This window comes from Marivirga atlantica, assembly GCF_016734805.1.
In the GTDB taxonomy this organism is placed as follows: domain Bacteria; phylum Bacteroidota; class Bacteroidia; order Cytophagales; family Cyclobacteriaceae; genus Marivirga; species Marivirga atlantica.
In genome coordinates, this window is sequence record NZ_JAERQG010000002.1 from 180664 (window position 1) to 204546 (window position 23883).

The 23883-nt window shown below is 35.3% G+C and carries 19 protein-coding genes; 7 read left to right on the forward strand and 12 right to left on the reverse strand.

Translation table 11 applies throughout. The annotated features are described in order from the left end of the window. Positions 1-4: 4 nt before the first annotated feature. The gene (locus tag JKP34_RS08230; RefSeq protein ID WP_201919652.1) at positions 5-1123 is read right to left on the reverse strand and encodes a sensor histidine kinase; all 1119 of its coding nucleotides are present in this window, start codon (positions 1121-1123) and stop codon (positions 5-7) included. Positions 1124-1813: 690 nt separating this feature from the next. Between JKP34_RS08230 and JKP34_RS08235 the strand changes: the two genes are divergently transcribed. Continuing rightward, positions 1814-2794 carry a DUF3667 domain-containing protein gene (locus JKP34_RS08235; RefSeq protein WP_201919654.1) on the forward strand — a complete coding sequence of 327 codons (981 nt, stop codon included), beginning with the start codon at positions 1814-1816 and terminating at the stop codon, positions 2792-2794. Between the two features lie 73 nt (positions 2795-2867). Further along, entirely contained in the window at positions 2868-4913 is a 2046-nt protein-coding gene (locus JKP34_RS08240) for a penicillin acylase family protein (RefSeq protein WP_201919656.1), read from the forward strand. Positions 4914-4915: 2 nt separating this feature from the next. Here JKP34_RS08240 and JKP34_RS08245 read toward each other — a convergent pair whose 3' ends face one another. The 3 genes from JKP34_RS08245 to JKP34_RS08255 form a co-directional block, all read right to left on the reverse strand. Next, positions 4916-5953 carry a bestrophin family protein gene (locus tag JKP34_RS08245; protein WP_201919659.1) on the reverse strand — a complete coding sequence of 346 codons (1038 nt, stop codon included), beginning with the start codon at positions 5951-5953 and terminating at the stop codon, positions 4916-4918. 67 nt (positions 5954-6020) lie between these two features. Then, positions 6021-6404, reverse strand: a complete 384-nt coding sequence (locus JKP34_RS08250) for a nuclear transport factor 2 family protein (RefSeq protein ID WP_201919661.1) — start codon at positions 6402-6404, stop codon at positions 6021-6023. A 10-nt stretch (positions 6405-6414) separates the two neighbouring features. Continuing rightward, a complete protein-coding gene (locus JKP34_RS08255; RefSeq protein WP_201919663.1) occupies positions 6415-7341 on the reverse strand; it encodes a hypothetical protein in 927 nt (308 codons plus the stop codon). A gap of 316 nt (positions 7342-7657) precedes the next feature. Between JKP34_RS08255 and JKP34_RS08260 the strand changes: the two genes are divergently transcribed. Next, positions 7658-8800 (forward strand): FG-GAP repeat domain-containing protein, encoded by a 1143-nt coding sequence (locus JKP34_RS08260; protein ID WP_201919665.1) that lies wholly within the window; start codon positions 7658-7660, stop codon positions 8798-8800. Positions 8801-8865: 65 nt separating this feature from the next. Here the strand turns inward: JKP34_RS08260 and JKP34_RS08265 are convergent, their stop codons facing one another. The 3 genes from JKP34_RS08265 to JKP34_RS08275 all read right to left on the reverse strand — a co-directional run bounded on the left by JKP34_RS08265 (position 8866) and on the right by JKP34_RS08275 (position 12155). Next, a complete protein-coding gene (locus JKP34_RS08265; RefSeq protein ID WP_201919667.1) occupies positions 8866-9681 on the reverse strand; it encodes a mechanosensitive ion channel family protein in 816 nt (271 codons plus the stop codon). Between the two features lie 102 nt (positions 9682-9783). Then, positions 9784-11697, reverse strand: coding sequence for a hypothetical protein (locus tag JKP34_RS08270; RefSeq protein WP_201919669.1), 1914 nt, complete (start codon positions 11695-11697; stop codon positions 9784-9786). Next, positions 11697-12155: a T9SS type A sorting domain-containing protein gene (locus tag JKP34_RS08275; RefSeq protein WP_201919671.1), complete on the reverse strand. Its 459-nt coding sequence runs from the start codon at positions 12153-12155 to the stop codon at positions 11697-11699. Before JKP34_RS08275 ends, JKP34_RS08270 begins: the two co-directional genes overlap by 1 nt. A 244-nt stretch (positions 12156-12399) precedes the next feature. Between JKP34_RS08275 and JKP34_RS08280 the strand changes: the two genes are divergently transcribed. From JKP34_RS08280 to JKP34_RS08290, 3 genes are read left to right on the forward strand one after another with little or no spacing between them, the layout of a single operon-like run. Next, the gene (locus tag JKP34_RS08280) at positions 12400-13341 is read left to right on the forward strand and encodes an NAD-dependent epimerase/dehydratase family protein (protein ID WP_201919673.1); all 942 of its coding nucleotides are present in this window, start codon (positions 12400-12402) and stop codon (positions 13339-13341) included. Positions 13342-13344: 3 nt separating this feature from the next. After that, positions 13345-14979 carry a cytidylyltransferase domain-containing protein gene (locus tag JKP34_RS08285; RefSeq protein WP_201919676.1) on the forward strand — a complete coding sequence of 545 codons (1635 nt, stop codon included), beginning with the start codon at positions 13345-13347 and terminating at the stop codon, positions 14977-14979. After that, positions 14976-16040, forward strand: a complete 1065-nt coding sequence (locus JKP34_RS08290; protein WP_201919677.1) for an N-acetylneuraminate synthase family protein — start codon at positions 14976-14978, stop codon at positions 16038-16040. Before JKP34_RS08285 ends, JKP34_RS08290 begins: the two co-directional genes overlap by 4 nt. Here the strand turns inward: JKP34_RS08290 and JKP34_RS08295 are convergent. Genes JKP34_RS08295 through JKP34_RS08310 form a run of 4 tightly spaced genes read right to left on the reverse strand, consistent with a single transcriptional unit; the run spans position 16037 to position 21310 of the window. Continuing rightward, positions 16037-17068 carry a polysaccharide pyruvyl transferase family protein gene (locus JKP34_RS08295; protein ID WP_201919679.1) on the reverse strand — a complete coding sequence of 344 codons (1032 nt, stop codon included), beginning with the start codon at positions 17066-17068 and terminating at the stop codon, positions 16037-16039. The two genes, JKP34_RS08290 and JKP34_RS08295, sit on opposite strands and share 4 nt — an antisense overlap. An 11-nt stretch (positions 17069-17079) precedes the next feature. After that, on the reverse strand, positions 17080-17964 hold the full coding sequence (locus JKP34_RS08300; RefSeq protein ID WP_201919681.1) for a motility associated factor glycosyltransferase family protein: 885 nt from the start codon (positions 17962-17964) through the stop codon (positions 17080-17082). A gap of 7 nt (positions 17965-17971) precedes the next feature. Beyond that, a complete protein-coding gene (locus JKP34_RS08305; RefSeq protein WP_201919683.1) occupies positions 17972-18871 on the reverse strand; it encodes a glycosyltransferase in 900 nt (299 codons plus the stop codon). 6 nt (positions 18872-18877) lie between these two features. After that, on the reverse strand, positions 18878-21310 hold the full coding sequence (locus JKP34_RS08310) for a YfhO family protein (RefSeq protein WP_201919685.1): 2433 nt from the start codon (positions 21308-21310) through the stop codon (positions 18878-18880). 145 nt (positions 21311-21455) lie between these two features. Between JKP34_RS08310 and JKP34_RS08315 the strand changes: the two genes are divergently transcribed. Next, the gene (locus JKP34_RS08315; protein WP_201919688.1) at positions 21456-22751 is read left to right on the forward strand and encodes an amidohydrolase; all 1296 of its coding nucleotides are present in this window, start codon (positions 21456-21458) and stop codon (positions 22749-22751) included. On the opposite strand, the gene JKP34_RS08320 is transcribed toward JKP34_RS08315, so the two are convergent. After that, positions 22752-23861 carry an alanine racemase gene (locus JKP34_RS08320; protein WP_201919690.1) on the reverse strand — a complete coding sequence of 370 codons (1110 nt, stop codon included), beginning with the start codon at positions 23859-23861 and terminating at the stop codon, positions 22752-22754. It abuts the gene before it with no gap. Positions 23862-23883 lie beyond the last annotated feature (22 nt).

Genomic DNA, 23883 nt, shown 5'->3' on the forward strand with positions numbered 1-23883 from the left:
TCTATTAATTATTTGGTTCATCTTCCTTATTTTTCTGAATAGGGATAGTGAAAAATATGGTTGTACCTTTTTTAAATACTGACTCAGCCCAAATTTCACCTCCATGAAGGCTTACAATTTTTTTGCAGTGGGCAAGCCCTATGCCTGTTCCCTCAACTTTGCTAGAGTTTTGCAGTCTGCTAAATATTTTAAATATTTTATCGATGTTCTCTTTGCGAATACCTATGCCGTTATCTTCAACAGAGAATTGATAGAAATTACCGGTTTCAACGGAATTTATTTTAATTGAAGGAGTAGCATTTTGCCGTTTAAATTTAATAGCATTTTGAATTAAATTCTGGAGCAGAAGTCTGAATTCAGTTTTATACCCATATATTTTTGGAAGGCTTGAGTGATGTATTTGAACGTTATTCTTATCTATTAGCAAAGATAAATCTTCAATCACGGCTTCTAAAGTAGCCTCTGAATCAATAGATTCAATTTCATTTTTAGTTCCTAAAACCGACAGATCAAGCAAACCTTTGATAAGGTTACTCATCCTATCTGTCGCTTTTAAAATATAAGCCAGTATTTCATTTCCTTTTTCACCTAACTTATAGGAATGCTTCATTTGTAAGATATGTGTCATACCTTCTAAAGTCCTAATTGGCTCTTTTAAATCATGAGAAACAACGTAAGCAAACTGCTCAATTTCTTTGTTTTTTAATTGCAAGGCTTCATTATCCTTCTCCAGATTTACCTTTGCTGTGATATCCTGACTAATATTTAAAAATTCGATTACTTCACTTTGCTCATTTTTTAATGGTAGTATTACTGCCTCAATCCAGTAGAAACTTCCATCTTTTGCTTTATTTCGAATAGTCCCTTTCCAGGTTTCTCCGCTCTTTATTGTATTCCATAAATCAGTAAAAAATTCATCAGAATGATGGTTAGAATTAACAATGTTATGATTTCCTCCTAGTAACTGTTCTTCAGTGTATTTACTGGCATTTATAAAGAGTTCATTAACGTAAGTAATATTTCCTTTTATATCAGTTTTACTAATAAGTGCAGTTTTATCAAGTGCTGTATATAGCTGGCTTAAATTATGAGTTGCTATATTCAATTGATTATTTGTCGTCATTTGTCTTGATTGTAGATTGAATAAAATTTAATAGAACTGCTTTTTAACACTTATATAAAATCAGAATTAGAAAGTTAACTAGAAGGATAAATAAAGCAAGATAAGCGCTAAGTTTTTTCTCTAAAACATATTTCTATTTGAACGCAATTAAGATAGATAATAGGTAATTTCTTCTAAAGATTTGAATTTTTACTCTTTCCATAAGCGTAAGTTTTGTGTAGTTAAAGGGTAATTTATGTTCGATGAAATGATAGTCGGCATTTTTATCATCTACCCATAAAGGTGATTATTACAACTAATGACTGCTTATAAAATATTTGAAGCGAAATAGTTTTTAACCAAAAATAGGTCTGTAAATATCGCTCAGCTAAGTTTTGTAAAACTATGAGCAGTGGATGTAGCTGCATTAATTGAGAAGCAGTTCAAGTTTTATTACGAAAAAGGCACAGATTATTACATTGATACTGTTTAATCTTATTGTTGTCTGTACGGTTTGCTTATTTAGCCGGCAAATGCAATGATTTAGTATAGATGGATGCATATTGAATAAGATGCAGTAAAGCTTTATTCTTCTGATTAGGGTAGGGATCAGGCGCTCATGCTTTATTTAACTTAAGCCAGACTCATTTGTCAAAAAAATCATTTTTCTGTTCAATAATTTTTTAATTTTAAAATTCACTCAATATAGAAATGGTAGAAGAAAAAGTTAGATGCCTGAATTGTGCTGAGTTATTAACAAAGGATCAGAACTATTGTCCAAACTGTGGTCAGGAAAATACAATTAAGAAGCTTCCTATTGGAGCGTTTATCCAGGATTTCCTTTCTAATTATTTAAGCTTTGATACGGTTTTATCAAAAACCCTATATCCTTTTATTTTCAAGCCTGGCAAGCTGACTAAGGATTTCAATGAAGGTAAAAGAAAGAGATATATCAATCCCATAAGGCTTTATTTGCTGTTTTCACTCTTCTTTTTCTTTATGGTAGGTCTTTTGGTACCCAATGACTTTACAAAAGGAAAAGGGAAACTTACGGATAAGGAATTAGTCACAGCTGATTCAGTTAGCAATATTTATATCGATAGCTTAAGTAAAGATCTAGATTTTAAGAATGTTGTAAATCCGAAAGAAATTAAGAAGGACGCTGAGGCTGGTTGGTTAAACTTAAAGCAATGGGCTAAAGATGATACCTTAAGTGATCAGGGGTTTCAAGAAAATCTTCAATCGATCAACATTAATGTTAATGATTTTAACGCTAAGGCTTTTCGAAATTTCCTTGCCGAGCCGGCACTTTTTACCTATAAGGCTACCAGAAACTTACCTGTTCTAATGTTTTTTCTGTTGCCTCTGTTTGCGCTTATACTAAAACTATTCTACTTCAGAAGGTTTTATTATATAGAGCATGTGATACATGGTTTGCATCTTCACGCCTTTGCCTACTTCATTTACGGATTGGGTATTTTATTAATGAGTACTTTCGATTCATCTGAGAATTGGATTTTATTTGCCGGCTTTTCGTGGGTGAGCTTATATACACTTTTCTCCATGAAGAGGTTATACCCGGGTAGTTGGGGAAAAACCTTTATTAAATTCCTTACACTAGGATTCTTTTATTTTATCTTTTTGCTATTCGGGTTTGTGCTTGAATTGTATGTTTCGCTAGCCTTCATATAAATTCTTCATCCGTATTTGGTGTAGGTTGGTAACTTTCAAAATATAAACAGTATTTGCCTCTAACTCTTGTAATATGATGTTAAAAGAAAATTGGTCTAAATTATTGGCAGCTAGCTTTTGCTATCTAATCTCCCTATCAACTAATGCTCAAATTAATCCTCAAAAGATTGACATTGTAAGAGACAAATGGGGTGTTGCCCACATTTATGCACCAACTGATGCTGAAACCGCTTTTGGGTTAGCTTGGGCACATGCCGAGGATGACTTCAAAACCATTCAGGGTACACTGGCAGCTGGAAAGTTGATGGCAGGAAAAGTATTTGGTCCAAGTGGAGCCGCCATAGATTTCTTTACGCAGTTTATTGGTGCTCCGGAACTGGTAGAGGCTAAGAGGAATACGCTTTCTCCCGAATTTCAAAAACTTGTTGCCGGCTACATAGAGGGTATAAATGCTTATGCAGCAGCTCATCCTAAAGAAGTGCTGCACAGAAAGCTTTTTCCGGCTTCAGAAGACGATATGTATAGAGCCTTTGTGTTGTCACTCTCAGCCATGAGTGGGGTAGATGATATTTTGGGGAAATTGGTAAATGATAAGATTGCAGATAATCCTTATGAAAGTATTGGATCTAATGCCATTGCTATTAGCAGTTCTAAAACCACTAGTGGGGAAAGCTTTTTGGCTATCAATTCACACCAGCCATTTGAAGGGCCAGCCAGCTGGTATGAGGTGCATTTAAATAGTGAAGAAGGATTAAATATACTGGGTGCTTTATTCCCTGGCAGTCCGACTATTTTTCATGGGGTGAATGAACACCTGGGCTGGGCACATACGGTGAATCATCCTGATAAAATTGATGTGTATAAATTAAGAATGGATGCTGAGCAAAAGCTTCATTATTTCATAAATGGGGAATCAATCCCACTGGAAAAAAAGAAGGCTAAACTAAAGGTGAAAATGCTTGGGTTGAACATCCCGATTAGCAAGAAATATTATGTGAGTGAATACGGATCAGTTATTGAAAACAAACATGGTTTTTATGCAGTGGCTTTTGCTGCAAATAGAGGATTAAAAGCTATTCAGCAATGGTATGAAATGACCAAGACAACAAACCTCAATGAGTTTAAGCAGGTACTTGAGCCTATTGACTTACCTGGTTTTAATATAGTTTATGCGGACAATGACCATCATATTTTTTATGTTAGTAATGCCAAATTGCCTGTGCGTAATCCTAATTTTAATTGGAAGGCCGTTTTACCAGGAGACACAACTGCAACTCTTTGGAAAAGCTATCACACATTTAACGAATTACCTCAATATACAGATCCAAGTTCCGGCTATTTATTCAATATGAATAATACGCCTTTTAATGCTACTGCACTAAGTGAAAATTTGAAAGCGGATGGCTTTCCTGCCGCAATGGGGTTTGGACTGAAAGATAATAACCGAAGTAAAAGATTTCAGCAATTAATGGCTCAGGAAGAGAAATTAAGCTACGCTGATTTCAAAAGACTTAAATATGATATTCAATATCCTGATACTTTCTATTTTGATCAGGACATCAATTTGATTTTCAGGATGAATCCTGCTGATTACCCTGAAGTAGCAGACTATCTAAGTATTTTGCAACAATGGGATAGAAGAGCTGAGAAGGAAAGCATAGGGGCAGGAGCCATGAAAATTCTTCTAAATAATGCCAAGGAGTCTATTGAAACTGAAATGCAGGCAGTTGAACTCCTTAAAAAAAGTAAAGAGTTGCTTTTGTCCAATTATGGAACAATTGAGGTGCCGCTCTCAAGATTGCAAGTGCATAAAAGGGGTACAGTAGAAATGCCAATTGATGGCTTACCGGATGTAATAGCACCTATGTACACAAAACCGACAGAGGATAAGCTCAAGCAAAGAGCCTATGTGGGAGAGTCCTATATTTTACTTGCGAGATTTAAAAAAGATGGCCTTCCTGAACTTGAGTCAGTGGCACCTTATGGTACTTCCTCAAAAACTGAAAGCCAGCATTATACCGACCAGATGGAAATGTTTGTGAATAAGGAATTAAAGCCTATGACTCTGGATAAGGTGAAGGTGTATAAGGAAGCTGTGAAAGTTTATCATCCGGAATAGGCTTACATTAACACACCATTTCTGGCTACAATGTCTTCAGGTAGCTTAGTTTCACCGAGCATTTCTCGTAAATCATTTTCGATAACTCTACATAGCGATAGCATAGGTATATCATTAGACATTCCCGAAAAAGGGTTTTCAGTATAATCACCAATAATTTCCATGACAACGAACACCCAGCCTACTAGTACGGTGAATGGAATAGATAACCAAATTGCCCAGTCTCCCAACTTGGCAAATTCTGATACCATGCCGAATGGAAGAAGAAATATAAATAGAGCTACAAAAATAAAGCTCATGCTTCCGTATTGACGGGGTAATGGGAACTTCTTAATGCGTTCACACTTGCCTTGATGCTCATAAAAATCATTGAGAATTTTTTGCAGTTCCATGTGTCTGAAATCATCAATAAGTTCTTTCTCTCTGAGCTTTGCCAAATCTTCACTTTGACGGTCAATAATTTGTGTGGCTGTATTCTTAAAATTGATTAACTCTTCATATTCATGTTCTTCAAGAAAATTCTTCAAATTAATCTTAGTCACTTCATCATCTACTAAACCAGTACCAAATTTTCTAATATATCGTTTTGCAGCATGACCTATTAACCCTTTTTGGTTGGCATGTTCCCAATTGGTCACCACAAGTAATTGACTCCTTAGTGCGTACAGCCAGCCAATATGCCGATAAATCATCTTTACTTTGATTGACTTTAATTCCTCATCAGAAAAATGTTGAGCGGTAAATTGATTGCTTACAAAATGCTTGATGCAGGTGCCCCAGCTTCTACTACTATTAACAATTGCACCCCATATTTTTCGGGCCTCCCACATACGATCATAAGCACTATTATTTTTAAAGCCTACATAAAATGCAACTGCTGTACCTATTAATGACAAAGGAAGCCATGGTATGTGTAACCACTGTAAATTAGTGTAATAATATAGCAGTGTAACTGAAGACATCCATGCGGTAAGCCATATAATGTGATGACCGCTGAATTCCATGGCACGCTTAAGGCTGAAGTTTTTAGTAACTAGCATGATAATGGCATTTGTGAGCCATCAATTTAGTTTGATCTAGTTTAATAAAAAAGAGATTATTGTAAAGTCAATCTTGGAATATCTCAATCAAATAAGAAGTGATTTTACTCACTTTCTTAGCCTTCACATTTTCAAATTGATAGAAATCAGCAAAGGCATAGCGTTTACCATCAGACATAGTGAACTCGCCATTCACTGCACCTTCCTTACCGTGTGTTATAATATTGTGTAGGCTAATTGCTTCCATTACAATTTCCTGCTGTTGCTGGAACATGGCTTTTAGCGCTGCCTTTCCTTTTATTAGCTGGTTGCCTACCATCTTTAATTCAAAATCATCAGTTACAACATCCATCACTTGATCGACAGCTGCACGAGCAAAAGCAATATTTAGTTCTTTTAAGAATTCATTTTTTGGAGAGTTACCGCAATTTGCTCTTATGTCTATGTCCATTGTTTTAAATTTATTTATCAAGTTGCTTCTTAACCCACTGAATCAATTCAATTTCATCTACTATTGACCATGAGTGCGGATGTCTTAATCCTGAGCTTCTGTAGCCCTCATTTTTTGCTATCATGAATTCAGCTTTGTTATTTCCATATTGTTTTAGTCGGTTAATCAGCTCAGACGCTGGCAAAGCATTGGTATCCATCAAACTTCTATGTCTTTCGTTAATTAACCAATTAACGTCTATATCATGATAGACTCTTATAGCTATACTCTCTAAATGTTGCTCGTTTCCTTTAGCATCACTTTCCATATTAAAAGGGGTGAATGCATTCCAGACATCTCTATTGTCTTCAGGACTTCCAATTTCTTTGAGCATTAATCCTTGTACATATTTGGCTTCATTTACTCCGGCTTCCGAGAAGTTTTTCTTTAACTCGCGATCAAAGTAATTCCAGATATGAAATAGATCTACTGGTGAGTCTACTGTAAAAACTGCCTGAGGTTTAATTGATGCTTCATCTGGTTTTTGGTAACAGTATTCGGCATATCTCAGGCTAATTGTTCCGCCAGCGGAGAAGCCACCTAATACAAAATCTTCTGCTGAAACATTATACTTAGTTTTCACATGATTGAGTGTTTTGTTCAGTTTCTCTATCACAATAGAATCAGCATATAATTTAGGCTGGCAAGGTATGGCGATAGATAGGATGCTATTAGCAAATGCCACATTCTGTATTTTACTTTCAGGGAAAATAGATTCAGCTGGTTGAGCAAATCCGGGCATTAAAACCAGTACACCCTTAATGTTTTCAGAGGAAGGGGCTAACGCGATGTAGTACTCATCAGGCTCATCGCCAATACTTATTCTTTCAAAATTTTGAGCGCTTATTGAAAGTTGAATGCTGGTTAATAGAATTAGAATGTAAATTAATCTTCTCATCCTTTAAGATAAGCAGAGCGATTCATTATTGCTGGTCATTACACTAAATTTTTATAAACGGCCAATAGTTTAAATGATAACTATTCAAATTGATTTGGAGAAATGTGATCCCTGTTATTTACTGTAATGTTTTGTTATTGAGCTCATTAACTTTTCATTGTTTATATTTTATTTAAAAGTGTATAAAGTCAAATAATGAAACATGAATTATACTAATCTAATTTTTTATAAAATTTTTAAGTAAATACTTTGCTTTTGAAATTTGCTGACATACTTTTGACCGTTTAAATAAATTTTCAACATAAACCTTACAAAAGTGATTAAAAAAATTAATCGTAAAAGTTTACTTATTCTTTTAACAGCTGTTTTTGCCAGTTGTAGTCAAGATGAACTAAATGAAGTTTCAAAAACTGCTGAAAGCTCATCAATTCAAAATTTACAATCTGTTAGTCAGGCACCTTCTAAATGGAATGGTTCATTTGGATACAATGCTGGTTCATGGAGAGTGGAAAAACATCCTAGAGTTTTAGCCGATGTAAACGGTGATGGAAGAGAAGATGTAGTAGGATTTGCTAATGATGGCGTATATGTGGCGCTATCAACGGGAACGGGTTTTAGCTACAGGCAGCCATGGTACAATACACCACAAAAAACTTTTTGTTACAATGGTGGATGGGATGTGAATAAGCATCCCAGAGCAGTAGCTGATGTGAATGGCGATGGTAAAGCTGATATAGTAGGATTCGGTAATGATGGTGTATATGTGGCTTTATCAACGGGGTCTGGATTTAGTTATAGACAGCCTTGGTATACTTCACCGCAGAGTACGTTTTGCTATAACGGAGGTTGGGATGTTAATAAACACCCAAGAACGGTTGCAGATGTAAATGGTGATGGTAAGGCTGATATAGTAGGGTTCGGTGATGATGGTGTTTACGTAGCGTTATCAACGGGAACTGGTTTTAGTTTCAGACAGCCTTGGTATACTTCACCACAGAGTACTTTCTGCTACAATGGTGGATGGTCAGTAGATAAGCATCCAAGAACAGTTGCTGATGTAAATGGTGACGGTAAAGCTGATATAGTAGGGTTCGGTAACGATGGCGTATATGTAGCCTTATCAACTGGTTCAGGTTTTAGTTATAGACAAGCTTGGTATACTTCTCCTCAGAGCACTTTCTGTTATAATGGAGGATGGTATGTTAGTAAACATCCAAGAACTGTTGCTGATGTAAATGCTGATGGAAAAGCGGATATTATAGGCTTTGGTAACGATGGCGTTTTTGTTGCCTTGTCAAATGGTAATGGATTTGATTATAGAACTCAAACGTCAACTTATTTTGGATATAACGATGGATGGGATGTTGCATTCCAACCACGTAGAGCTGGGGATGTCAATGGTGATGGTAAAGCAGATATCGTAGGCTTCGACCTTGATGGCGTTTATGTACAATTGTAAAACCATCTTCTAATAAAAGAGACTTGCTACTGGCAAGTCTCTTTTATTTAATTTGTTTGACTCTATTAGCTATTATGCACATGCACATCCATTTGAGGGAACGGAATGCTGAGTCCTTCTTTGGCGAATGTTTTGTAGATCTTTTCATTCATGTCAAACTTAACTGCCCAATAATCAGCCGCATTTACCCAACAACGAACCGCTAAGTTTACTGAGCTATCGGCTAATTCCGCTAAAGCAATGAAGGGCTCTGAAGGATCATTGATAATACGATCATCTTGTTTGATTAAGTCCATTAAAACGGCTTTAGCTTTATCATAATCATCGCCATAGCCTATACCAACAGTCCAGTCTACTCTTCTTTTTGGTTCTGTACTATAATTGGTAAGAGAGCCATTAAAGAGCCCACCGTTTGGAATAATGATGGTTTTATTATCACCAGTTTTAAGCACAGTGTTAATAATGTGTATGGCCTTAACGCTTCCGGAATGGCCTTGAGCGTCAATCCAATCACCCACTGTAAAAGGTTTAAAGATCAAAATCATCACACCACCGGCAAAATTCTGTAGTGTGCCTGAAAGTGCTAAACCTACAGCCAAACCTGCTGCACCAAGAATTGCAACAAAGGATGTCATTTCGATTCCAATCATCCCAAAAACGCTGATTACTAGCATTGCCTTTAGCAGGATGTTCAGAATACTTTTAAGAAATGATTTTAGTGATGGGTCGTAGTCTCTTTTATCCAGCGCTTTTGACAGACCGTTTGTCATTGCTTTTATTACCCAAAGACCAATGATGAGTACAAGAATAGCACCTATCACTTTTGGTCCCCATTCGATAGCTAATGCAGCCATCTGATCCATAATTTCATTAATATCCATATTTTAGCTTGGTTTAGTTTAGCTAAAAATAAGTTAAAATTATTGGAATTGGAATAAGTGGTATTGCAAAAGAAAAGGGCCTCGTAAAAGGCCCTTTCAAAATTATTGAGGACAATTAATTGAAGTAAATACTGGATTTCCAGTATCATTAACAGTCATTCTCCAACAATTTCCATTAGGTGAAGTCATAATTACACCCTTAGATGCATTTTCGATATAAATATCACCGTCAGTAACTTGTAATTTAGATTTAGGGGTAGAAGTACCTATTCCTACATTTCCATTTTCAGCAATTCTCATTCTTTCTTGGCGTTGAATGGAGCCTATATTAGTAGTGCCAAATTTGATATAGCTTGACATGCCGTTACTACCTGATTGCTCACCAGCGATTAGCTCTACTGCCGCATTACCAAAGTAATTACCATTACCATATGCATAACCATAAATACCGGTAATTCTATCTTCGGCTTGAATGTTGGCAGGGGTATTTATTGATCCTCTGGCTTTATAGCCTACGAAAGGAGCGTTTTGCTCAGCATTATCACTAATAGAATAAGAGGCAACACGGCTATAGTTCTCATTTTTTAGAGTAATAAGATCGATGTCTTGACCATTCCCGGTTATTTCAATTTTATTACCTAAATCAGTATTACTTTGAATCATACTTTGAATTGAAGTTCCTTCAATTAGGATATCTGTTGCATTTATCCCTCCGCTAACATCGAGTTTATATTGAGGATTTTCAGTTCCAATACCAATATTACCATTTTCAGCAATTCTCATTCTTTCTTGACGTTGAATGGATCCGATATTAGTAGTACCAAATTTGATATAGCTTGACATGCCGTTACTACCCGATTGTTCACCAGCGATTAACTCTACTGCCGCATTACCACAGTAATTACCATTACCATATGCATAACCATAAATACCGGTAATTCTGTCTTCGGCTTGAATGTTGGCAGGGGTATTTATTGATCCTCTGGCTTTATAGCCTACGAAAGGAGCGTTTTGCTCAGCATTATCACTAATAGAATAAGAGGCAACACGGCTATAGTTCTCATTTTTTAGAGTAATAAGATCAATGTCTTGACCATTCCCGGTTATTTCAATTTTATTACCTAAATCAGTATTACTTTGAATCATACTTTGAATTGAAGTTCCTTCAATAAAGATATCTGTTGCATTTATCTCACCGCTAACATCGAGTTTATATTGAGGATTTTCAGTTCCAATACCAATATTACCATTTTCAGCAATTCTCATTCTTTCTTGACGTTGATTGGATCCGATATTAGTAGTACCAAATTTGATATAACTTGACAAGCCGTTACTACCCGATTGTTCACCAGCGATTAGCTCTACTGCCGCATTACCAAAGTAATTACCATTACCATATGCATAACCATAAATACCGGTAATTCTATCCTCTGCCTGAATGTTTGTAGGAGAGCTTAATGTGCCACGAGACTTGTAACCTACAAAAGGTGCGTTCTGATCAGAGTTATTGCTCGCAGAGTAAGATGCAAACCTGCTATAATTATTGTTTTTTATAGTAAGAACTGATTCGTCTTGTCCATTTCCTATTAATATGGTAGGTGTTTGAAGCGTGTTTGCTTTTTTAGCATTAAGTGCATATGGAACAGATACCATCTGGTTTATTCCTATCAGTTCATAATTAGTACCGCCCTCTAAATCAATACTTGTTTTTATAAATGTTTTATAGCCATTCCAGTCAATCATACTAAATTGTCCTGAAGGGTTCTCTCCGGCCCCAACATGAAGACTTATCATTGAATTAATATCAGTTTCAATTGAGTGACTTTCAGAGTATATTATTTCTCCATTAACCTGTTCGGTGATAATTTCAATTAACAAACTGATTTCAGTATTAGGAATGGCATTTCCTTCGCCATCTTGAATGTATGCTTGATAATTAAAAAGATCTGGACTTTGAGATTTTGCTACAGTGATAAATGCTGTAAATACAAATAAAAAAAGATAGAATTTTCTCATTACTTCTTAAGTATTTTAAAGGTTTTAAGTTGGTTTTCGCTTTCTAGTGATATTAGGTAAATACCTTCTTGTAATTTACTTAGATCAATTGTTTTACTGTTTGATGACATTGTATCATGAATGATGTTTTGACCATCTAAATTACTTACTGAAATGTTTATGGTCTTATAAGCTAAATCATGAGTAATATTAAGTGTACCTTTTGTTGGGTTTGGAAAGAATGATATATTAATGTTCCATTCTTTTTGGATACTGGTGACAGTTGCTTTGTCAAGAAATTGATATCGATTTTCACCCCCCTCAGAAACATTTGAATTAGAAGGATATGCTATGTTTCCCAAGCTCCAGCTAATCTGAATGCCTTCATTTTGAACTGTTTCACCTGCATTATTAATTGATTGAGCCAGTGATGTACTTAAGCTTATTAAAATTATAATTGGAACTATATAATATCTCATAAATTAGATTGTTAAACGGCAAAAATATATAATATTAATTTACCAACTATGAAGTATCTTCATTTTTCGATTAGCTCATAAAATGTCACGATCTATTATCGGTAACCCATATGCTGAAATCATTTATTTAAGGTTGTTATTGAAATTTTAAAGGTATTGAAAGAGAATTTCTAAAGAGACTGGGTTGCTAGATATCCTCTGATTAACTTTAATCGATTTTTCAATCACACAAGTGACTTAATACATGAGAGATTTTAACAATAAAAATATTGTAGTTACTGGGGGAGCAGGCTTTATTGGTCATCATTTAATACGTACTCTTTGTAATTTTTATCCAAAACAACTCATTATAATTGATAATCTTTGTACTGGTTATGAAGATAACATTTCATTTTGCTTGAATGATGCCAATGTGGTATTCTTAAAAAAGGATGTACAAGAAGTTGTTTCATCTGATTTACCAGATCAAGTTGATTACCTTTTTCACCTTGCTGCAATGGTAAGTGTGCCTTTGTCAATGAAAGAACCATATGCAGCACATTTGGCCAACGAAGTAGGTTTTATCAAAGTTCTAGAAGCTATTAAAAATAAAGGATGTCAGAAAGTTATATTTGCTTCCTCATGTGCTGTTTATGGGGAGGCAGATAATGTACCAATAAATGAAAAAGCTGAGGTAAAACCACAATCTCCGTATGCTTATTCAAAATTAATTAATGAGTTACATGCCAAGTCCTATTCTCAGCTTAATAAAGTAGACTTTCTAGGATTTCGTTTTTTTAATGTTTACGGAAAAGGGCAAAGAGCTGATTCACCGTATTCTGGAGTCATCTCTATTTTTATTGACAGACTAATCCACAATAAGGAGGTTTATATATACGGTGATGGTAATCAGGTTAGGGACTTCATTCATGTTTCAGATATTGTAGATGTCTTGATAAGGGGGGCAGTAAGTACTGTAAATAATCAGATATTTAATCTTGGGACTTCAGTTCCTACTTCTATTAACCAGCTGTTTTCAATAATTAAAAAATCATTAAAATCTGATCAATTGGCTAATTATAAAGATCAAAGGGCTGGAGATATAAAGAAGAGCTTCAGCGATAATACCAAACTTAGAAGACATTTTAAAAAGAATAAGTTTATTAAGCTTGATCAAGGACTTGAGTATATAATTAAGGAATTTTAATCCATGAATATATTAGTTATTATTCCAGCAAGAGGAGGTTCAAAAGGTATACCAAGAAAGAATTTAAGACCGCTTAGAGGGAAGCCGTTAATATCATATAGTATTCAGACAGCCTTAGGTTCGGCTTATAAACCTGATGTTTATGTGTCAACAGATGATGATGAGATAGCCTTCATTGCTAAAAAATTTCAGGCTAAAATTCATAAAAGAAATCCTGATTTGGCAAAAGATGCCACTACTCTGGATCCAGTTATCTACTATGCCTGGCAAGAAATTGCGGCTATTGAAAATAAACAATATGACTATGTAATAACATTACAGCCTACTTCTCCTCTTTTAGTAACAAGTTCATTGGATAAGGCAATTCAAAAGGCCATAGATAATTCACAAATTGAGACCATTATAGCGGCCGTAAATGATACCCACCTTACCTGGAGAAAGGAAAAAAATGGCTTCTTTCTGCCAAACTATAAAGCCAGGCTTAACAGGCAACAGTTACCACAGGTCTATAAGGAAACGGGTAGTTTTTTTATTAGTAGAACTGATATCATACGAGAGAATTCAAGAATAGGTAAAGAGGTAGACCTTTACATTTTACCCGAGGAGCAGGCTATTGATATTGATAGTTTTCAAGATTGGTCCGTTTGCGAATACTTGCTTAGTAGAAAACGCATAGTTTTTAGTGTATCTGGATATCCTGAAATAGGATTAGGCCATGTTTATAATTGTCTCATACTTGCCAGCGAACTTGTTGATCACGAATTAATCTTCCTTGTTGACGAAAAAAGTGAGTTGGCATTCAATAAAATTTCCGCTTACAATTATAAAGTATTGAAGCAACAGGCTGAGAATTTGGTTGATGATGTCATTGGATTAAAACCTGATGCTGTAATTAATGATCGTTTGGATACTTCTATATCATATATAAGAAAAATAAATAAGGCCGGTATTTTGACCATTAATTTTGAAGATTTGGGAGCCGGAGCTTTGGAGGCGGATCTTGTAATTAATGCAATTTATCCTGAGCAAACTAGTCCTGAAAATCACTACTTTGGTCCTCAATATTTTTGTGCAAGAGAGGAGTTCTATCTACACGAGGAGAAGACTCTTTCTGATAAAGTAGAGAGAGTTCTTATTTCTTTTGGAGGAACTGATCCTAATAACTATACTCAAAAAGTTCTTAATGCCATATATGATAAATGCATAACCAGCGATATTCAGATTGATGTAGTATTGGGACTAGGATACCAACATAAAATAGAGGAAAGGGAATACAATAAGGCTATTTTTCATTATAACGTAAATAATATCTCTGATTTTATGTTTGCGGCTGATATTGCTTTTTCATCTGCAGGTAGAACAGTTTACGAATTAGCCTTAGCGGGTACTCCCTCAATAATTATGGCTCAGAACGAGCGTGAATTAACACACTTCTTTGCTTCAGAAGAAAATGGATTTATCAATCTGGGTTTAGGAATTGAAGTGGAGCAAGCTAACTTAGTTGCTGCATTTGAAAACCTGCTTGAGCATTCTGCCATCAGAATAAGCATGCATGAAAAAATGAAGAAAAACCGGATTGAAAAGGGGAGAAGTCTGGTTATAAAATTGATAAGAAAAACTTTAAATAAAGAGACATGAAATATTCGGAGTTCTTAAAAACTACGAGCCCTTATAACTATGCTATAGAAAAACCTTTTATGATAGCTGAAGCAGGCGTGAACCATGAAGGTGATATGGAATTGGCCAAAAGGCTAATACACGAAGCACAAGAAGCAGGAGCTGATGCCATAAAATTTCAGACCTATAAGGCTGACACCATAGCTTCAAAAGACTCGCCATCTTATTGGGATTTAAATCAGGAATCAACAACTTCTCAACATGCACTTTTCCAAAAGTATGATAAATTTTGGAAGAGTGAATATGAAAAGCTGAAAGAGGAATGTGATAAGCACGGTATAGAATTTATGAGCACTCCTTTTGATACAAGCTCAGCTACATTTCTTAATGATTTAATGAGTGTTTTTAAAATATCTTCCTCGGATATTACTAATAAACCATTTGTTGAATTTATGGCTAGATTTAATAAACCCATCATATTATCTACCGGTGCAAGCGAACTATATGAAATACAAGAGGCTGTTGGATGGATTAAGCCGTATGATGTAGATGTAACGCTGCTGCATTGTGTTTTGAATTATCCAACACCCGATGATCAAGCCAATCTGGGTATGATCAGTGGTTTAAAGCATCATTTTCCAGATTTATTGATTGGTTATTCTGACCATACTCTACCAAAGGAAATGGATACACTTATATCTGCAACACTTTTAGGTGCAAAAGTGATTGAGAAGCATTTTACGCATGATAAAAGCCTACCAGGAAATGACCATTACCATGCTATGAATAAGGAAGATTTGAAGCACTTTTATGGTAAGCTTGAAAATCAACTTACACTTTTAGGTGACAACGAAGTGAGAAGATTACCATCAGAGAAGTTAGCGGTGGAAAATGCAAGAAGAAGTCTAGTAGCTACTCAAACTATTAAGAAAGGTGATATTGTTACAGTCAAGCATCTTACCTGGAAACGCCCTGCTCATGGCATCAGTCCAAAATTTATTGATCAAATAATCGGTAAAGAGGCTTTACAAGATATTCAGGAAGATCAGGTGCTTAAATGGAACTACTTCAAATTTGATTAAAGGGTTTTTAAATAATCAAGAAATGTCTTCATACTTGTGAAGGCATTTTTCATTTTTTCGAATGTAGACCTGAAACTTTCAAAGTTTGAAGATTTGTCCTCGTTAACCTGCTCCAATACTTTATGAACTACATTTTTATCATCATAATTAAAGATAGGTAGTTCAAGACTTTTAACCATTCCTAAACCTCTTCCATCTTCATTTATCAAATATGAAGGCTTCCTTCTACTTAAGAAGTCAAGATGCGCATGTACTCTGTAGCCAATGTGTAAATCACAATTTTCGTAGAAAGCAATTTTTTGCAAATCACTTGATACATCTTTCGCTTCCAAACCTAAGACTTTTGCATAAATAGCTATTAGAGTATAAGATAGACCTTTACGCAGTGGGGTTTGTTTGCCAGGGAAGATACCCCGATGGTAGCTCACGGTAATTTTAGCCTCTGGAAATTCTTTCTTTATCTCTCTCAATAGTTGAATGCTTTGTTTCCATAAAACCTGCTTCGCACCAGTAGAAAATATGATGTGGTCAACATTTTTAAGGCTTGTAAAATTCTTTTCCAAGTCTGGCATATGATACCAAACGGGACAGCCGGTCATCACCACATTTTCAACTCCTTTATCTTTTAGAATCGATTCTGTTAGTACATCTCTACAACTTGAGAATTTGATTGTTTGATGAATGTCCTTAATAAAATTGCTAGCTTCCTCGGTGAATTCAAATGCCAGTGGATTATGAAATGGACTACCAGACCAGCCAAGCCCAAAAGGAATAATAGGCACTTTTATTTCTTTTATTATATTGTTAAGCTTATAAATATTAGGATATATATCCTTGGTATAGGCAGGTCCACCACATAGGATGAGAGCTCTTGACTGATTAATCTTTTTCAGGTGTGGTCTAATATCCTGAAAGCGATCAATTTCATAGATATCTTCATCTACATATTTTTCTAACAATGCTTTTGCCCTACTTCCAATTAAATAATCACCTATATTTTTCTTGGCACCTGTTAAAATTGATATCATAAATTATTTTTTTATGCTTCTATATGTTTTGCTCTGTCAAAAGCATCTATGAAGGAACCTTCTGTTAGATTAATAATTGAAATTTGCTTTTTTTTCGCGTATCTATTAAGTAGGAAGTAACATGAAAAGGCATAAGTAAATTTCTCAAGAACCTCATGTAGTTTTCTACTTCCTTTTCCCAGCTTATCCATTGTTCTAGCTTCTGCCTTTTTCTCATCGTAGAAATGTTTCTGAGTAAGAAAAACTTCATTGTCCTCAGAAACAAAAATTTCCTTTAACCATGAATGATCAGCGCCTGCCAGATAAATCTTTTTAAAACCCATCCTCATAGACAATATTATAGAAGGAATTAGGACATTGTGAGGTCGAGGCATACCCCAACCATTCTCCATCATTTTAAAGATAAACTTCTCAAAGCCTTCTAAAGGGGTAGTGTTGAAATAATTAATTGTGATGAACTTGTTTTCACTTAACACTTTTTGCCACCCTCTTACTTTTTTGGCTTGAGCAGGAATAAATAATTGTAAAGACCAGGAAGTATTGTCAGCTATTGATTTAAAAAGTTTCTGACCTTTTTCTCTATGAAAGCTTTCAACATCTTCCATCCACATTTCCGGTGCATTGAGCACATAAAAATTTGGTTTTATTTGCTTGTAGTATTCACTCTCTGCAAAATGATTCACACATAATGTTTCATAGTTTTGCTTCATGGAAAGAATCTCGGTAATGGTGGCTTTTAAAGAAGGACCATTGCCAAGTATTACAATTTTATTAGCATTATTTTTATAGTCTTTGATTCTTTTTGCCGCATATCTCTTGCTAAGTATAATTAGCTTTGGTAAAGTTAAAAGTGTATAAAATGCACTTTCTAAAAAAATATGCGCTTTTGATTTCATCCGATATTTATTTAGTTATTAATCCTTTCCACACCCAAATCCTGAATTGAATTAGCATTTTGGCAGCAGCCCATTTACCATTTAGCATGTAAATTAAGAACAAAATGATACTGCCTATACTCTTTATAATCTCTGAGAAGTATTTTTTTAATTTCTCTGGTAAAGTTGCACTTTTCAGTCTCTTCATCTCACTGCTACCCACGCCTATTCCTAGTCCTTTAATGTATTCTTTTCGAGTTCTCTTTTCAGGAATGATGTGCTCTACTTCTATTGAAGGAACATAATGAATAAGCTCATTATTTCCTCTCAATCTAATAAATACCTCTTTTTCATCACCACCTTCGAGCCCATCGGCTCTTCTACCTAGTTCTACATTAAATAGTCCATACTTATCAAATACAGTTGCTCTAAAAGCCATGTTAGCACCAATTGGAAATTTAGAGCTGGGAAATCCCTTAACATTATCTCCCATGTCTAATGCTGAAACTAAGGTCAGCAGATACTTTGACATCCATTTAGGCTCTTGGGTCTCATATACAGGTACTATTTTACCACCAACTGCTTGTACATCAGGATGCTTAGAAAAATATTCTATAAGGGTTTCTACATAATCATCTTTAACAAAAGCATCATCATCCAAAAAACTAATGATATTCCCTTTTGATTCTTTAATGCCTCTGTTTCTTGCATATGTATGTCCCTGATTTTCCTCTAAATAATATTTTAAAGGTGCTTCAGGGTATTTACTTATTACGGCATCAATTATTTCTTTGCTATTGTCCGTACTCTTATTGTCAACAATGAGCACTTCATAGTCCTTTTTATTACAATTTTGGTTAGCCAGCTTCTCAATACAAGTTCCAATATATTTAGCCCTATTATAGGTACATACAACTACAGACAACATGACGACTTACTTTCTAGTAATGATATAGGCAATTCCTCCTACCGATAATAGAATTAATATAATTGAGCAAACCATCATCACATTATTGCCAATATAATAGGCAGCTGGTTCAAACCTGAACTCAATTTTGTGTTCACCTTTAGGGATTTCCAATGCTCTGAGGACATAATTAGCTTGAAGAATATCTACTTCATTTCCATCGATAAATGCCTTCCAGCCTTTTGGATAATATATTTCAGAGAACACAGCTAAACCGTCATTATCACGTTTAGAAGTGTAATCCAATTTGTTTGGGCTGTAGTTATTGAGGGAGATCATACCTGCTCCGGAAGTATTAGCTTCAAACTTGAATTTGGCTGTATTAATAATTGCTGTAGTTTTTGTATCTATTTCACCCAGCTTCTCAATAGTTTCATCTGGCGAACTACTCTCAACAACCGTATCTACAAACCAAGCATTTCCATTTGCTGATTGATTGTTGATTACCTGAGAAGCTTCATTTCCAAATTTAATATATTTGGTATTAAGCATATTGATAACTCCGAAGCTTGAAAGATCTGTGTTTCCAGCTCGTAGTTCTTCGATTAAAGCTGTCATTTCAGGTTGTAAATGATATTCTATCAAATCCTGATATCTTCTCATTTTAGCACCATGATAACCGCCAAGGGAAGCGTGATAATAAGAGGTTCTAGCTTCATTAAAAGGATTGTTCAAATTGAGTACTCTGTAATGGCTGTTGTCCTGATCTATTCGTTCATCTACAGCACTTTTGCTAAAAAATGATTTTTTAGGATTTTCTACAAAATTATCTCCATTGAGATACCTTTTAGATATGGGTAAGTAGTCTATAGCAATAACTCCTATAAAAAGAAAGAATGCTAAGTTGGCTTTTATCTTTTCTTTTGACCAAAGCCATATAATACCAAATGCTAGACCTATCATTAATAATGACCTTAATACATCGGCTCGGGCCATAGAAGCTCTTTGTTCCCTTATTAATTCAACTAACCATGCCTGATCACCTAAACGTTCATCTACGGCTCCTCTAAATCTCAACATATAGGTTGAGATAAGCAGTAAAAGTAGAATAGCTCCAATACTAATAACTGCTGAATAAAATTGCTTTTTATTTTTCTCAAATCCTTCATCTATTAATTTCTGTAGGCCAATAAAACCAAGTAAAGGCATACACAGAAATGGAATAGCCACAGTCATGGAAACTGATCGGAATTTGTTATAACCGGGTAAATAGTCAAAAATCAAATAATTGAAAGCTTCAAAGTTGTCTCCCCATGATAAGATGATACCAAAAACTGAAGCGGAAACCAGCCACCATTTTATTGGACCTTTAATCAGGAATGCTCCAATAAAGAAAAGGAAAATGGCTACAGCACCAAGATAATAGGGACCGCTGGTAAATGGTTGATCTCCCCAGTAGGTTGGTACAGATTTAACGAAATTCCTGATCTGACCTTGACCTGCTCCTCTGCTTTTAAGACCATTAGCAAGGTCAGAATTCATAGAGACTACCTCCTGAGTAGCGCCTCCATAATAATTAGGTACTAGAAATGTTAATGGTTCCCAAATGCCATTGCTCCAGGCAAAAGCATAATCTCTATCAAGGCCACCACTTGTTGACTGTGTATTTGTGCTTAATTCAGAAGGACCTCTAATTGAAAATTTTCCATACTCATAAGCTGTCCATATTTTCCCTAAATTGGCGCCAATACCTAAAATAACAGCAATAGATAAAATACCAATTGTTTTAGCAAAGTCAGGAATTCCCCCATTTCTTATGGCTTCAATTAGCTTGAATAAACCATAAATCAATACAACTAATAGTAAATAATAGGTAATCTGGTAATGATTTGATCTTATTTCTAATGCCATGGATATGGCAGTTAAAATAAAGCCTAAAATATACTTTTTTCTGAACGTCAGAACTATTCCTCCTAATACTGCTGGCATCCAACTTATGGCAGCAACTTTCCAAATATGTCCGGCTTCTACTGAAATTATAAAAAAGGTATTGAGTCCATACGCAATTCCACCAGCGATTGCCAAATATGGATTAACCCTGAAAATTAAAAGCAAAAGGTAAAAGGCCAACATTGCCACTAATGTATGACTGGCTGGAGACGGTAATCCTAAACTGACTACTTTTTGAATGTATTTAGTAAGTTCACCAGACCACTGAACATTAATTAGGTATGCTGGCATTCCGCTAAACATGCCATTAGTCCATAAAGCCTCTTCGCCAGTTTTATCACGATATCCAATAATCTCCTGATTGGCTCCGGCACCTTGTAGAATATCATTCTGATTGAGTTTTTCTCCTTCAAAAAACATAGGAGAATACATTACGAGATTAATGATTACAAAAATTGCAACAGCAATAATATGTGGTAAGGCCTTATTGAAACTTAGTTTTTCTGACATGTTTTTTTATTGGTATAAATAGCGATACAAGTATAATCAAATTAAAAGTGGCTGACAAAGGAACGTAGCAGGCTTTAATTACTTATTCATTTCTTAATCAGTTAATCTTTATTAGTTTTATAATCATCATAAAACTGCCGATCATATGAAGTTAATCTCGCTTGTTGTACTAGGTTACTTTCTTAGTATTTCTACACTCTTCTCTCAGGATTTAAATAAAATGGCCATTAATAAGGCCGAAAAGATTGAAAAGAAAGTAATTGAATGGAGAAGATACTTTCATGAACACCCTGAATTATCGAACAGAGAGTTTAACACCGCTGAAAAAATAGCTGAACACCTGAAAGGTTTAGGGTTAGAAGTTAAGGCAGGAGTAGCTCATACAGGAGTGATTGGCCTATTAAAGGGGGATGAAGATGGCCCAGTTGTGGCCTTAAGGGCTGATATTGATGGACTGCCTGTAACAGAAAGAAATGACTTGCCTTATAAATCAGAAGTTGTTGCCGAATATAATGGGCAAAAAACAGGCGTAATGCATGCCTGTGGTCATGATACACACATCGCAATCTTGATGGGAGTGGCTGAAGTGTTGAGCAGCATGCGTGATGAACTTAATGGAACTGTGAAATTTATATTTCAACCTGCTGAAGAAGGACCACCACCAAGTGAAAAAGGTGGTGCCAGTTTAATGGTAGAGGAAGGAGCTTTAACTAATCCCAATGTAGATGTGATCTTTGGACTTCATATCGCAGCAGGCACACTTCTAGGCCAGATTAGTTACAAATCAGGAGGTTTTATGGCTGCATCTGATCGCTTTGAAGTAAAAGTTAAGGGAAAACAGGCACATGGTTCAACACCTTGGGCATCAATTGATCCGATAGCGGTATCAACACAAATCATCAATAGCCTTCAATATATAATTTCCAGAAATGCAGAGTTAACTAAGGAAGCAGCTGTAATTACTGTAGGGATGATTCAAGCGGGCGTTCGCTATAATATTATTCCTGAAGAAGCAAGGTTCGTTGGTACAATCAGAACGCTTGACATGGAAATGCAAAAGATGATTCATGAGAAGATAAAAACTACAGCTAAAAATATAGGAGAGATTGCTGGCGCTGAAGTAACAGTAGAAATTGTTAACAACGCACCGCTAACTTATAACAGTCCAGAGTTAACACAGCAAATGATTCCGAGCCTTAAGAAAGCCAGCACAAATGTTCAGTCGGTAAAAGCAGTTACTGGAGCAGAGGATTTCTCTTATTTTCAGGAAAAGGTGCCAGGTCTGTATTTTTTTGTAGGCGCTAAACCTGAAAGCGAACCTTATATTCAACCGCTAAACGGCCATCATACTCCTGATTTTATATTGGATGAAGCAGCAATGCTTACAGGTGTAAAAGCTATGCTCAATCTAACATTAGATTTTATGGAAATGAACAAATAATTAAATGCCAGCATTATACCTGAACATTGAAATATGCTTTCCTTCGGTAGTAAGGTAGGCACTCATTAAATTGGTAGTAAGGCAAGAATGAATCGGAAGACAATACAAAATGTCTCCAATTTTCACTTCATCAATAAATTGTTGCGGAGCATGTATAGTACCATGCTCTTGAGATAACTTCTTCAAGTAAACTCCATCAATAGGAGTACCCCACTTATTTTGTTTTTCATTGCTAGCCACCAGACCAAATATTTTCTGTTCGGTAGCGTCAATTATTGAGTCTTTTGAGAAATGTATGGCGCCACCGTAAATAATAATTTCATTTCTTTCAGGATGTTTAGCTACTACGGGGCAAGCAAGTGCAACAGCTATATCCTCATAACTACATGAACCAATGTTGGCTTGCATTACGTCATAAAAAACGAAATTTCCGGGTCTTATTTCATCTACTTCTTCGAAATCCTGACAGATGCTACAAGTTGGCGTATCTCCATTTGAGATGATTAAATCTGGATATTCATTAATAAAATGAGCTTTAAGTTTTCTCATCTGACTTGAGGTATATTGATGAATTTCTTCTACCTCAGCTTTACTTTTGGCTTGGTAAGTATGTCCTGCATGTTGAAGAAATCCTTTAAAAGAGAGCTTATTGCCGTTAGTAATAACCTTAAGAATTTCTTCAATCAAATCATAATTAGAGGCATCTAAGCCGGTTCTGTGATAGCCGGCATCAATTTTTAAGAAAACACCTACTTTAGAATTAATATTCTTTAACAGAAATGAAGCCACTTCTTTCGATTCAATACAAAGGTTTAAATCAATTTTTTCAGCCAACTTATTGACAGCTTCTATCTCTAATATGTTGAAGGGAAAAGCAATGGTTATATCATTCCATCCTGCATTGGCAAAATACTGAGCCATCTGAACAGATGAAACAGCACATTTGGTGACACCTTCTTCTTTAAACCATTCAGCTATTTCTGCAGATTGATGCGTTTTAAAATGTGGTCTAAGATGAGCTTGATGTTTCCGAGCCTTGGTAAGCATTTTAAGAATATTCTTTTTGGCTGTTTCAGGGTTAATAAATAGTGTCGGTCCTTTAATCTGCATATATTCTTGAATTACTTTGCCA